General features: G+C 55.9%; 13 protein-coding genes. 6 read left to right on the forward strand and 7 right to left on the reverse strand.

Translation table 11 applies throughout. The annotated features are described in order from the left end of the window. The first annotated feature begins 87 nt into the window (after nt 1–87). The 3 genes from AABA21_RS37575 to AABA21_RS37585 all read left to right on the forward strand — a co-directional run bounded on the left by AABA21_RS37575 (nt 88) and on the right by AABA21_RS37585 (nt 4,666). Nucleotides 88–1,224: an FUSC family protein gene (locus tag AABA21_RS37575; RefSeq protein WP_338258109.1), complete on the forward strand. Its 1,137-nt coding sequence runs from the start codon at nt 88–90 to the stop codon at nt 1,222–1,224. A gap of 607 nt (nt 1,225–1,831) precedes the next feature. Continuing rightward, complete coding sequence (locus AABA21_RS37580; protein ID WP_338258111.1) at nt 1,832–3,529, forward strand: GxGYxYP domain-containing protein; 1,698 nt, start codon at nt 1,832–1,834, stop codon at nt 3,527–3,529. 144 nt (nt 3,530–3,673) lie between these two features. Beyond that, on the forward strand, nt 3,674–4,666 hold the full coding sequence (locus AABA21_RS37585) for an LLM class flavin-dependent oxidoreductase (RefSeq protein ID WP_338258112.1): 993 nt from the start codon (nt 3,674–3,676) through the stop codon (nt 4,664–4,666). Nucleotides 4,667–4,729: 63 nt separating this feature from the next. Here the strand turns inward: AABA21_RS37585 and AABA21_RS37590 are convergent, their stop codons facing one another. The 4 genes from AABA21_RS37590 to AABA21_RS37605 form a co-directional block, all read right to left on the reverse strand. After that, nucleotides 4,730–5,710 (reverse strand): hypothetical protein, encoded by a 981-nt coding sequence (locus tag AABA21_RS37590; RefSeq protein WP_338258113.1) that lies wholly within the window; start codon nt 5,708–5,710, stop codon nt 4,730–4,732. 23 nt (nt 5,711–5,733) lie between these two features. Next, nucleotides 5,734–6,717, reverse strand: coding sequence for a hypothetical protein (locus AABA21_RS37595; RefSeq protein ID WP_338258114.1), 984 nt, complete (start codon nt 6,715–6,717; stop codon nt 5,734–5,736). 25 nt (nt 6,718–6,742) lie between these two features. Further along, nucleotides 6,743–7,414: a DUF6915 family protein gene (locus AABA21_RS37600; protein ID WP_338258115.1), complete on the reverse strand. Its 672-nt coding sequence runs from the start codon at nt 7,412–7,414 to the stop codon at nt 6,743–6,745. A 185-nt stretch (nt 7,415–7,599) separates the two neighbouring features. Continuing rightward, on the reverse strand, nt 7,600–8,166 hold the full coding sequence (locus tag AABA21_RS37605; RefSeq protein ID WP_338258116.1) for a TetR family transcriptional regulator: 567 nt from the start codon (nt 8,164–8,166) through the stop codon (nt 7,600–7,602). A 212-nt stretch (nt 8,167–8,378) separates the two neighbouring features. Here AABA21_RS37605 and AABA21_RS37610 point away from each other — a divergent pair, with 212 nt between their 5' ends. Next, nucleotides 8,379–9,320, forward strand: coding sequence for an NADP-dependent oxidoreductase (locus AABA21_RS37610; protein ID WP_338258118.1), 942 nt, complete (start codon nt 8,379–8,381; stop codon nt 9,318–9,320). Between the two features lie 99 nt (nt 9,321–9,419). Here the strand turns inward: AABA21_RS37610 and AABA21_RS37615 are convergent, their stop codons facing one another. From AABA21_RS37615 to AABA21_RS37625, 3 genes are read right to left on the reverse strand one after another with little or no spacing between them, the layout of a single operon-like run. Then, entirely contained in the window at nt 9,420–10,208 is a 789-nt protein-coding gene (locus tag AABA21_RS37615; protein WP_338258119.1) for an SDR family NAD(P)-dependent oxidoreductase, read from the reverse strand. Between the two features lie 39 nt (nt 10,209–10,247). Further along, a complete protein-coding gene (locus AABA21_RS37620; protein WP_338258121.1) occupies nt 10,248–10,715 on the reverse strand; it encodes an SRPBCC family protein in 468 nt (155 codons plus the stop codon). Then, entirely contained in the window at nt 10,708–11,043 is a 336-nt protein-coding gene (locus AABA21_RS37625; RefSeq protein ID WP_338258123.1) for an ArsR/SmtB family transcription factor, read from the reverse strand. The genes AABA21_RS37620 and AABA21_RS37625 overlap by 8 nt, the downstream gene beginning before the upstream one ends. Nucleotides 11,044–11,370: 327 nt before the next feature. Here AABA21_RS37625 and AABA21_RS37630 point away from each other — a divergent pair, with 327 nt between their 5' ends. Continuing rightward, nucleotides 11,371–11,817: a MerR family transcriptional regulator gene (locus tag AABA21_RS37630; protein ID WP_338258124.1), complete on the forward strand. Its 447-nt coding sequence runs from the start codon at nt 11,371–11,373 to the stop codon at nt 11,815–11,817. Nucleotides 11,818–11,837: 20 nt separating this feature from the next. After that, entirely contained in the window at nt 11,838–12,785 is a 948-nt protein-coding gene (locus AABA21_RS37635; protein ID WP_338258125.1) for an SDR family NAD(P)-dependent oxidoreductase, read from the forward strand. Nucleotides 12,786–12,888 lie beyond the last annotated feature (103 nt).

The raw sequence follows: 12,888 nt of genomic DNA on the forward strand, positions 1-12,888 counted from the left end.
TATGCTATACTTTTTGGCGAGGTGGCATGTCAAGATGAGCAGAGGAGGGCAGGGTTTGATGCAGACTTTTTGGGGAGGGTACGCGGTTTGTGGCAGGAGCGGGGACCGTTTCTGCTGTTCGCGGCCAAGAGCGCGCTGGCGGCTGGTGGTTCGTGGGCGATTGCCTTTGCGCTGCTGGGTGTAGAGGCGGCCGCGCTGGCGGTTGTTTCATCTGTGATTGTGGTTCAGGTTACCAGCTGGCAGACGGTGCGCAAGAGTATTGAGCGCATCCTTGGTGTCCTCTTTGGCATCTTCCTGGCGGTTGGGGTCGCTCACTTTTTCGGCCTCACCTTCTGGACCATTACCCTGATCATCTTCCTGGCGCAGATTGTCGGCCTGTTGCTGCAGAAACGTGGACAATATCTCGCTACCCAGATTCCCATCAGTGCCGCGCTGGTGCTGGCCCTGGGCGCGACCGCGAATAACTATCCTCTCTTGCGTCTGCTGGGGGCTGTCGTTGGTGGACTGGTGGGGACTATCGTGAGCCTGCTGCTCTCGCCACCGGTCTATGTATCCAGGACGCAGGACGCGCTGGAAGAGCTGCTGGCCCGGCTGGCGGGGGCTCTACCCACCCTGGCCGACGCGCTGGCCGGTCGTCTGAGCGCTGACGAGATCCGTGATATCTATCCCTCGATGCGCAAAGGAGAGCAATGGGTGCGCGCCGCCGAACAGGCGTACACCCTGGGCGTGGATAGCACACGCCTCAATCCCTGGGCCCATCGCGCGCGTGGCCTGCTCGTAGACTATCCCGATATGCTGCTGGCCCTCGACCGCATGACGCGCCAGATGCGGCGCATCGGCTATATTCTCGCCACGTCCGAGCCCGCCTGGTCCGAGCTGGCCCCACAACAGTCCTGGGCCTTCGACTACGCCTCGCTGCTCAGAGATATTGGCGTGCTGCTCACCGACCTGTCTACAGACCTCTCCTCGTCCAACGACGAATCCCTCAAGCTCGATGATCTCAGAGCGCGCCTCGAAGACGCACAGTGGCGGTTGCAGAACTGGCAAGCACAGCTTGAGCGTGACGCCCAATCTGGTGAAGTACCAGCCGAGGGGCAGCGCCTCAGCACTGGCTCCATGCTGGTCATGCGCGGCGCCATCCTCACCGACCTGCGCCACATGCTGGCCGAAGTTCATGATCTTATCGACGCCGCCTACCACGATGAAACGCGATCTGTTCTTTGAGCAATGTACTTTGTAGTCAGGCGACCCGGTTGATTATGTCCCGACATGCTTGCCCGATCTCTTATGTTTCACCGAAGGTGTTTTCTTTCCCCCAATGGGTATGTGTTTGGGGGACGTGAGCACCCGGGGAGGGGGTAAGCCGGGGTGAGCCCGGCACCTATGGTGCGGGCGGATATGGATGGGAACCGATTCGGGTGTGTGGAGCGTTGCATAGAGGGGATGATCTCTTTGATGGCTGCATGTGCATTTTTCTATGAGTTTTTGGGCACAGGCAAAGAATGGATATGGTCGTGTTTTATGGCTGTGGGTGAGGCTAAAAAATATATTGACGGGCTTAAAATAATATATACTCTAGCTATACCGGTTTAACTGTCATGAAATCTACATAGTATGGGGATGGGGTAAAGGTGTTAGGGGGCTTCTCCGCTGCTGGCTCGCGATGGTCGTGCTAGATTACGAAGTATGACGATGTTCGGCATGGATATCTCTTTCGTATGCTTATTTCCATTTTTTGCAGCAGGCGGAACTCGTATCATGCATAGACGGAACACCGGTTGGATGGATGTAAGGTTGTAGGGTTTGTTCGCTGCCACGAGGAGAGCATTTAATGTCAAGAGCACATACCACACCCATACAACACCTGGCACGCTTCTTGCTGTGTTCTGCCATTATCGTCGTTGAACTGTTTGGAGTTCATGTCCCCGTTGTCAATCACGCTGTATTCCATCTTCCGGTGCGCGCCGCCTCCGCGCATACACGCGCCGTCCACGGGACCCACGATACATATGGGATCTCCTGGCCGCAGGGCCAGGCGCTGCCCCGGTTCGCCGCTCCAGAGGAACTGGACGTGGCGCGCGTCACCGATCAGCCGGGCGATCTGTGTCTGCTGCTGGCGACGCTGCAGGGACTGGTCAATCGCAACCGGCCTCAGATCTATCTTGAGGAGGGCCAGCCGGCCGAAGGCGTTGATACCTGGCTGCAAAGCCTTGGCGTTCCTTATATCGTGCATGACGATCCCTGGGAGGTGATCTATAAATACATCGCCACGGCGCGCGGCGTCATCGTCTACGATCCCAAAATCATCGATACCGTCAACGTCGCCACCACCATGGCCGGACTGTATGATGGCGTCGTGGTCAGTCCCCAGTTGTTGAAGCGGCTGACGGGCACCACCTATAACATGCCTATTCTGGCGGATCTGCGCGGCAAGTTCAGTAGCAACCTGCAGGCCGACATCTGGCAGGTAAAGAACCTCTGGCCGCTTGCCTCGCATCGTTTGCTAATCGGGCTGCTGCCCACCACGCCCAGCCGCCTGCTTGGGCACGTTACCACTTATGGCTATCTGCGCGACTACGCCGTCGCCAATCGTGCCATGGTCTTCTGGTTCTCGCTGCAGAGCCCGACCCAGGTCGGTCTGTTTCGGCAGGTGCTCGCGGATGTGAAGCCGGGCACGCCCTACCTGGGCTGGTATGACAAAGAGTTCCGTGGCGTGCGCCTGACCTCTAGCTATGGCGTCTACACCATCGCCGCCGACTACTTCTCCAACCTGACTGTTTTTTCGGGAGTGCGCGCGCCCTCGTTGATCCAGAGGATCGCCCCGACGACGCCGCTGCGCAACAAGATCTACGTTACCTTCACCATGAGCGAGGGCGATAATTTTCAGTACGTTCAGCACGCCATGCGCCGTCTGTGGGATGATCCCGAGCGCGGGCAGGTACCCCTGAACTGGTCGATCAATCCGCTGTTGTATGATGCCGCGCCCACCATCCTCAATCATTACCAGCTCACCGCCTCCGCCAATGACTACCTGGTCGCAGGCCCCTCCGGTGGTGGATACGCCTATCCCTCGAACTGGCTGTTCAGCAACCTCAACAGCTTCATGCGCCAGTCCAGCACCTACATGCGCAAGACCGGGCTGCACGTCATATTCATCCTCGACGATCGGCTTGCCATCCCCGCCTACGTCTCCAAAGCCTATAGCCAATATGCCCACACCAGCGGCATTCTCTACAACTGGTGGAATCCCATCAGCTACACCACGATCTCGACGGGAAACATGCCCGTCTCCACGCAGGTTACCGCTACCAGTCGGCAGGAGATGCTCAACGCGATTCGCCTGAGCGCCAGTCGCTGGAATAGACGCTCGCCGCTGTTCCTGTCGGCCCTGGCCATCTCCTGGAGCCTCAGCCCGACCGACATTAAATATGTGGCCGACCACCTGGGTCCCAACTATGTGGTCGTGCGGGGAGATCAATACTTCAAGCTGTTCCGCAAGGCACGTGGTCTGCCTGCCGCCCAATATTGAGCACGGTCATGGTGGCTGGGAAGCTAGTGGGTGGGATGAGGTGTTATAGGGGGATAGATAGATGTATGGCTCATAGTTTGTCAACATAGTGGCGTGGAGGCGTATTGCCATGATACGTCTCTACGTATAGAAATGAGATGAAGCATGTCTATGCAGAATGACGGTGGAGTACAGTCATCAGAATCACGCTTTGCCGTGCAGCCAGCGCGCGAGCGGGTTGGATTGGTGGTTGATGGCGCGAACGCGGCGCAGGCGGTGCAGATGATCGTGGATCATGAGAAGGCCGGCGTGCGGCAGATCTGGATGACGCAGAGTCCCATGAATCCCGATACTCTGTCGACGCTGGCCGCCGCGGCCATCCCGACCACCAGCATCAGACTTGGAACCGCGATTATCCCGACCTACCCACGGCATCCATTGACGATGGCGCTGCAGGCTCTGGCCATCAACGACCTGGCGCCCGGACGGCTGCGCCTGGGGATTGGTCCCAGCCACCGGCCGACCATCGAGGGCATGTATGGCATCCCTGTGGAGAAGCCGCTGGAGCACCTGCGCGAGTACGTCGAGATCGTGCGCGCCGGCTTGTGGCGCGGCAAGATCGAGCACCAGGGCAACTTCTTCCACGTCAACGCGACGTTGCCACGCACGGCCGAGATTCCCATTCTGATCTCAACCCTACGCGTGGGTGCCTTCCAGCTGGCTGGCGAGATCGCCGATGGCGCCCTCCCCTGGCTCTGCCCGATCCCCTATCTGCTCAAGACGGCCGTGCCGGCGCTGCGACGGTCGGCGGCCAAACATGGACGCAGCGTCCCGCCGGTCGTGGCCCACGTCCTGGTCGCCACCAGCGATGATCGCCAGGCGGTGCTGGCCGCCACGCGCAAGCAGATCGAGCGCTACGGCAAGTTGCCGTTCTACGCCAACATGTTCGCCGACGCGGGCTTCCCCGTCGGACCCGAAGGGCGCATGTCGGATGAACTGGTTGACAGCCTGGTCATCTCCGGTACGGACAAGGCCATCGCCGCCCGCTTCAACGAACTGCTCTCCAGCGGCCTCGACGAGCTCCTGGTCCTGCAGGTCCCCGTTCAAGATGTAAGCAGTGAGCGTGCTCAACTGGCCCGCCTGATCGGCCAGTTATAGACGCAAAGAAAGGGCGCGGCTCGGCTTTTCTGGAAAAGCCGAGCCGCGCCCTTTCTTTGCGTGTTAATGAGAGCTGATATAGACCTCGGGTGGCACTGCTGGTGGCAGATCGAGATTGTAGGTATGAGAGGTAAATATACCTGCGTGTTCAAGCAAGGTATCAACATTGCTACGCAATTCCCACTCAGACAGGTTCCCAACAAATGTGGGGAAGTCGACATTATTCCAGTTATACTCCTCCCCCTTTATCGTGTATAGCATAAACTCATCTGGATCATATGGGAACGCCGCCTTTAAAATATCGCCATTTTGCCATGCTGGTAACGTAGGATTGGGCTGCAATGTGTTTCCATGTTTATCTTGAATTTCTCGAAACTCTGGTAATGAGTAATAGCCGCCATCGTCATTGTACATGGGATAGGATTGCACAATGGCAAGGGATGCCTGTGGTCCATAGGCATCCCGCACTATCTTGCGGACCTTATCCCAATTGTGATACTCATGGTGCATTTCCGCCAGATGCATTACTTCTGCTGGCTTTAATATATGTTGATAGCTGTCACCTTCTTTTATGTATGCGTCTGGGAAGGAGAGAGATGGAGCTTGATCAAGTTTATCGACGCTATCCGTGCCATATTCGGCGAGGTCTGTGGCACAAAAGGAGGTGAGGGGGGATTGCTTTTGGTACATTTCATCGAAAGGCGGAAATTGAGCAAATAACGCGTCTTTGTCCCTGGCAAAATCGTACTTTTCATCGTACGGTATTATGTTGAAATTTCTATGGTGAAATATTTCCTTCGCGTTGTTTGCGTTCGGGAAGACGCCATCGCCCCAGACGAACTGGTCTTTTTTGTCGTAGATTGCTACAAAGTGGGTCCCAGGGAAGGTATCAGTAGCATTGCGGATCTCAATGGAGATAATCACTTTGTGGGCGCGATCACCACAGATGTCTGTGGCCAGGCGCTGAATCTTTTTCCAGCGTGCCAAAACTTTATGTTCGCGAGCCAGGGTGAAGATCTCTTCAGTTGTGAGTAGTCTTTCCATAAGTAAACCTCCTCAAGGTTGTTTTAATCTTCTATATGGGCATAGACAGCAGGTGGAACTACAGGCGGCTGATCAAGGTTGCAGGTGTGGGAGGTGAATATCCCCGCATAATCAAAAAAATTATTAATGTGGTAGCGTAAATCTGATGTCGACAGGCCACCAACAAATGATGGATAGTCAATGTCTGGCCGATCGTATGAAGAGCTATAAAAAGTCTGTGGCTGGATTTCACCTGGCTCATATGGAAATGAAGATTTAAAGATATCGCCGTTTTGCCAGGCGGGTAATGTCGGATCTGGCTGTAATATGTTTCCACTTCTATCCAGGACCTCTTTTAATTGTGCTAATGAATAGTAGCCGCTATCGTCATCATACATTGGGTAAGACTGGACAGTAGCGATAGAGGCTTGAGGCCCATAAGCAGCATGCACAATTTTGCGAATTTTGCCCCAATTAAGATAATCCCGATGCATTTCTGCTAGTTTCATCACCTCTGCTGGCTTGAGTGTATGTCGATGGCTGTCACCTTCTTTGATGTATGCGTTGGGAAAAGAGAGAGGTGGTGGTTGGTCAAGCCATTCAACATGATAGGTGCCATATTCAGCGAGATCTGCGGCGGAGAAGGAGGTGAGGGGGGATTGCTTTTGATAGAGAACGTCGAAGGGCGGAAATCGGGCAAATAACGCGTCTTTGTCCCTGGCAAAATTATGGTTTCCTCTATACCTGGCATCCAGGTAATCCGGGTTTTGCAAAATTTTCTGGGTTGAGATGGCAAGGGGAAAGACACCGTCGCCCCAGATAAGTTGATCTTCTTTGTCATAGATCGCCACATAATGGGTACCAGGAAATGTTTTGGTAGCGTTGCGAACTATTATTTGGGCAACAACTTTATGCGCGCGGTCGCCGCAGATGGTAGTGGCGAGCTGGTGTACCTTTTTCCATTGGTCCAATATTTTGTGTTCGCGGGCTAGGGTGTAAATCTCATCACTGGTGAGTAGTCTTTCCATAAAAAGAGCATCCTTCATGAAATATTTATTGAGCCATGCTTCTCGATAGGGGTTGCGCGGAACGATACATCCAGGGTTGGATGGGGATGTCTTTGACGCACTCTTTCAGCGTCGGGATGGTTCCCAGGTCGCGGCGGATGTGCGTTTCCAGAATGGGACGAATGGAGATCTCCCGTTGGTCGGAAGGGCGTACGAGCGTGTCGCCCAGCAGGCGCAGCAGGATGGTGATGCCCCAGGTGTTGTGCAGAATGATCTGCGCACGCTGATCGGCCAGTACGTCGCGCGTGGAGTTGAAGGCCTGATGAATGGGGAGATAATCCCGCCACGCCCCGCCGAGTTCGGCTTGAGATTGCTGGCAGTGGGCGATGCTATCATCGGTATCGTGGGCAAAGGGGCGCGCGGGCAGGTCCTCGAAGCAGTGGTGCAGAGTGGGGATGAAGCTGAAATCTTCGGTCACATGCTGCTCCAAAAGGGGACGCAGCGGCATGATCTTGTCATCGGATGCGCGTGTGATAGTGGCGCCGAGAATCTTCTCTGCGAAGAAGATACCCCAGGTATTGTGCAGAAAGAGGCGATGGCGGCTATCGGCCAGGTGCGACTTGGTATGGTCCATAAACTCGTGGACTTGCAGGTAGTCATCGGGCCGACCACCGAAGCGGCGGGCCGAACTGACAGCATGGTAGTAGGGGTGTGCCATGTCTTTCCTCCCGTTCGTGATGTACATTCATATTCCACATGAAGTCATCGAAAGAGGAAATTGACATTTTTGTTAGAGAGGTTCATTTTGACCTGTTCCAGTACACGGATAGGTGGTGAATGACCTCTCAGGAACAACGGAATAGAAAACAACGCTGTAGAATCCTGGGATTGACACTGGGGCGGTTATGTACCGGCGACGATGCCTTTGAGCTGGTCAAGGGACGCGCGGAAAAGGCGCGACAGATCTTGCTCATCAGGTTCGCTGACCCAGCGGTCAAACGATATTTTGAAAGCGATGGCTCCGACTTCGGCGGCGATATTCGCTGCAAGGTCGGGCACGCCACGGCTGCGCAGCGCGTCGGCTATGGTGGAGGTGAGTAATGTGCCCTTGAGCAGTTCGCGTTCCTGCAGTCCCGGGTTGGCGGCGATCACCGCCTGACGCTGACGGACGATTTTATGACGTCCCTGGAATACGGGAATGGTGGCTTCAAGGGCTACCATGACTGCGTCGAGCGGCGTGGCGGAGGCGGGTGCGCTGGCGATAGCATTCGTGTAGATCTCCTCTAGCCTTGCCTGACCCCCGAAAATCACCTCGCGCTTATCGGCGAAGTAGCGAAAGAATGTCCGCTCGGTGAGGCCAGCCCGTTCAGCTATCTCCGCGACCGTTGTCTGCTCAAATCCCCGTTCCTGGTACAGGTCCAGAGCGGCCTGCGCCAGTCGGCCCCTGGCGTCCGGTTCCCATCGGCTCATACGTTTAGCATCTCCTTCATGACAGTCATTGACATCACTTCAATTATACTGTAGTATAGTGATGTCAGCAACTGACATCATGTTTCGTTTTGCCTGGAGGGACCTGTAGTGGAGCGGAACAGAAAAAAATATTGAGTGCATGACCTACCTTACAACAAGGAAACAAAATGCTCTATGTACTGGAGTAAGAAGAGACATAAGGAGTATGTGATATGAGTCGAGCGATTATATATACGTCATTTGGCGGCCCCGAGGTTTTAGAACTGCAAGATATCGTGGAACCACATGCCGGTCCAGATGAGGTACGGGTACGAGTGGCCGCCACGGGCTTGAACCCGATGGATTGGAAGCTATCCTCCATCCCCGAGGTGGCTGCAAGGTTTGGCATTACGCTGCCATCAGGCTTCGGTACTGATTTCGCAGGCACCATTGATGAGGTTGGCTCCAATGTCAAGGATTTTCAGATTGGAGATCGTGTCTTTAGCGGAGCGATTGGTCGCGCCGTCGCTGACTATATTGTCGTGAATGCTTCATCACCAATGGAACCATTGCACCATACCCCCAGCGACATTTCAGACGCCATCGCAAGCGCTCTTCCGATTGCTGGACTGACCGCTGACGCGGCACTGAGCGTTATCGGTGTAAAGTCAGGTGAGACCGTGCTCATAGGCGGTGCCGCAGGTGGCGTCGGCACCTTCGCCGTACAGCTCGCAAAGCTGGCTGGTGCAACCGTTATCGGTACCGGATCAGAGGATTCATTCGACTATCTACGTAAACTAGGGGCTATTCCAGTCACCTACGGACCAGGATTGGCAGAGCGGGTTCGTCAGGTTGCCCCACATGGCGTCGACGCGGCCGCAGTGCTCGTGGGGACAGAGACCATAGATGTAGCCCTTGCGCTGGGTATTTCGCCGGCTCGCATTTCTACGATCGCGGCAGGACCGAATCCTCCAGCTGGGGTACATGCAACAGGCGGAGCACAAGCCAGTCCTGGTGCACTCGATAGCATTACCGATGCCATAAGTAGTGGTAAACTCGTTGTCCCAATCGCCGCAACGTTTCCAATAGAACGTACCCGCGAGGCTGTAACGCTTCAGCGCGGGGGGCATGTCCACGGCAAAGTTGTGATTACACTTTCCGAAAAGGACAGCTAAATTTCGACAAGGGGTCCCCATATCAACGAACCGCGCATTTCTCCTCATGCCTCAAAAGCATGAGGAGAAATGCGCGGTTCGTTGATGGGTTTGGAACGGCTATCCAATTCCTTCCACAATAGCTCTGCTCTGTGGATTGTCCGCGCTCCATGCGGTGGCGATCAGGCGGCGACCGGTGAGATCCTGGGAGGCGTCCGAGGCGAGAAACACGGCTGGGGCCTGCATGATCTCTGGTTGGAGCAGGCGCGTCTGTACATCCGCCGAGACGTCAGCGGGGACCATGCCGGTATTGGTCGCGCCACCCGGCAGCAGGACGTTGACACGGATGCGTGCCTCGCTCAGCTCCTGTGCCCAGATGGCCGAGGCGGACTCAAGCGCGGCCTTCGACGGTCCGTAGGGAGAGAAGCCGCGCCGCTTCATCGTTTCGCTGCTCACGCTGATGTTGATGATGCTCCCCTGGCGCCGCTGCTCTAGCAGACGTGTAACCACCGCGCGGGTCATATAGAATAGTCCATTGACATTGGTATCTATGACCATGCGCCAGACCGCTGGATCTATCTCCCAGAAGTGCGTGGGCTCGGTCATAAAAGAGGGGCTGACATATTTCATGCCGCGAGCGGCGTTATTGACCAGGATATCGACGTGCCCAAACTTCTGGATGGTCTGGTCCACCACCTGCTCACATGCCTCTTGACTCGTTACATCGGCGAGCAGTGGCAGCACCTGTTCGGGCCGATGCTGCTGCGCCAGTTGATCGAGTTCGGTCTGCTCGCGTCCCGCCGTGATCGTCACCGAGGCTCCTTCTCGCAGGTATGCCTCCGCGATGGCACGCCCTATTCCTCGTCCCGCCCCGGTTATAATCGCCACCTTGCCATCAAGCTTTCCCATGCTGATTTCTCCTTGTCTATCTCTGCAATGGATCATAATCTATGTGTTGTCGGTCGAGGTAGGTACGTTGCCGTCGGCAGCCAGTGTTTCGCCGAGCTGGCGTACGAGGCGTCCCCAGCCGCCGCTCATGATCCTGTATGAGAGCTGGTGCAGCGGATGTGCGGGATCGAAGCCGCTATGCTCAAGGAACAGGTGTGTCCCCTGCCCCTCTGGCTCCAGACGCCAAATGACGGTTGAGCGCAGATCGTTTTCCCCGGAGTGGTCCATCCAGCTGTAGCTGAGCGTGCGCTCGATCTCGAAGTTGAGGACCTCGCATTGGACGATGCCGCTAAAGTTTACCTGGGGCATGGGTGTGCCTTTGAAGGTGAAGCGATGACCAACTTTGAGCTGGAAATCATTGGGCATCAGCCAGCGAGCCAGCAGGTCGGGGTCGGTTAACGCGCGCCAGACGTGCGCTGGCTGATATGGAAAGAATTGATCGATGGCGATGGTAGGTGAACTAGTCATGATGGTCCTCAAACTCCTCTGCAAGTACTGTTTCCAGGTTGGTCAGGCGATCCTGCCAGAACTGTTCGTAGGGCGCCAACCACTGATGGAGCGCGTGCAGTGGCATCCCCTCCAGCCGATAGTAGCGCTGCCGCCCCCGCTTGTGCTCGCTGACCAGGCCGACCTCGCGCAGCACTTTCAGATGCTCCGAAATGCTCGGCCGCTGCATAGCGAAATGGTCCGCCAGATGTTGGACCGGTTGCTCCCCCTCATCACGGAGCAGCCGCAACAGCTCGCGCCGTGTCGGGCTAGCCAGGGCGGCAAAGACAGTGTCGATCGAATCAAGCATCCAGCCGCTCCTTCTTCTTCTGTCTTCCAGATCCGTAGGATATTCCCTACGGATAAAGCCTGCCCTCATTATACGTAGGATGTTTCCTACCTGTCAAGTGTGGAGTGTGTATGGTGGGCGGCCGCAGCCGCCCACCATACACACTCCACACTCCACACTCCCAGCCCGGCGCCGTAGGCGCCAAGGAGGAAAATTAAACAGCCCTGGCGCAAGATCACCGGAGGCATATTACTTGATTGACATATTTTTATCATGGTTATAGAAGAAAGTATTGAAAGCTCTTGACCTCAAGCGCTTGAGGTTTTCTATACTGAGGACATGAATACGATGACATCTATTCAACAGCAAGAAACATACACTATTCATGAAGTGGCTCAGAGAAGTGGATTGAGCATTCCGACCCTCAGATACTACGAGGAGATCGGGCTTGTGCCCGCTGTCCAGCGTGATGCAAGCAGTGGTCACCGACGTTATAGCGCTGACACGCTACAGGTTATAGAGTCGCTGGCGAACCTGCGTGCTGTTGGCATGAGTATTGAGGAGATGCGCACCTATCTGGTGCTTCGTGAGCGGGGCGACGAGACCGCGGTCGAAAAGCGCGAACTGTTTCGGGCACACGCCGAAGAAATGGAGAAGCAGATCGCGCGGCTGCGCATACGTCAGCGCTACCTTACGTTTAAAGTCACCTACTGGGATGCCCGGGCCCGTGGGGATATTGATGAGGCTGAGCGCATCGCCCAGGAGTATGAGAGTATCGTGAAGGATTTAAGATAACCGATAAAGGCGGCAAGCAAATGACTGAATTGATTACAACACCTTTCGGGGCGACCACAACCGCGATGGAGATCATTGAAGGGGTAGATTTACATGGCAAGCGAGCTATTGTTACAGGTGGTGCGAGCGGTATTGGGGTAGAGACGGCTCGCGCCCTGGCGCAAGCCGGTGCCGAAGTGATGCTCGCCGTCCGCAGTACCACTGCGGGCGAACGGACCGCCGAAGATATCAAGAGGACGACAGGCAATCAATATATCCGCGTTGGGGAACTCGACCTGTCAGATCTGCGCTCAGTACGAGCGTTTGTGAGGAGATGGGAGGGTTCACTCGATATCCTCGTCAACAACGCCGGTGTCATGGCCATTCCGCAGCGGGAGCTTAGTGAGCAGGGACACGAGATGCAGTTCGCCACGAACCATCTCGGCCACTTCGCGCTGGCGCTTGGTTTGCACGACGCGCTGGCCGCGACGGGTCATGCTCGTATCGTGTCGGTCAGTTCGGTGGGCCATATCAACGGCGATGTTGATTTTGATGACATCGACTTTCAGCATCGCCCCTATGACGCATGGGTTGCCTATGGACAATCCAAGACGGCCAACATCCTGTTCGCGGTAGAAGCGGCCAGGCGTTGGGCCGGTGATGGCATCGTCGCTAACGCGCTCAATCCTGGTCGTATCGCTGGCACTAACCTTGGACGCTACACGAACGCTGCACCGGTCAATCCCGCCCAATCAGGCCCGGCAAGCAGGGGAGTATCGATTAAGAATAGCGAGCAAGGCGCGGCAACCTCCGTTTTGCTGGCCGCCTCACCGCTCGTCGCGAGCGTAAGCGGCCGCTACTTTGAAGACTGTAACGAAGCCGGACCGCACCAGCCTGGTATTCGCCGAGGAGTCGCCGCGTATGCAATCGATGCTGATCGCGCCGCACGATTGTGGGAGATATCCCTGAATATGCTCAATGAAGCGTGATGGATCTGGCAGGGGGATGGTGTGCGCCCTGGCACGGGACCGCTTCGCGGCACGTGCCCGCAAGGGGCAATACTTTCAACTTAAGGGAATGTACAAAGAAAAA

The organism is Dictyobacter halimunensis, from assembly GCF_036245075.1.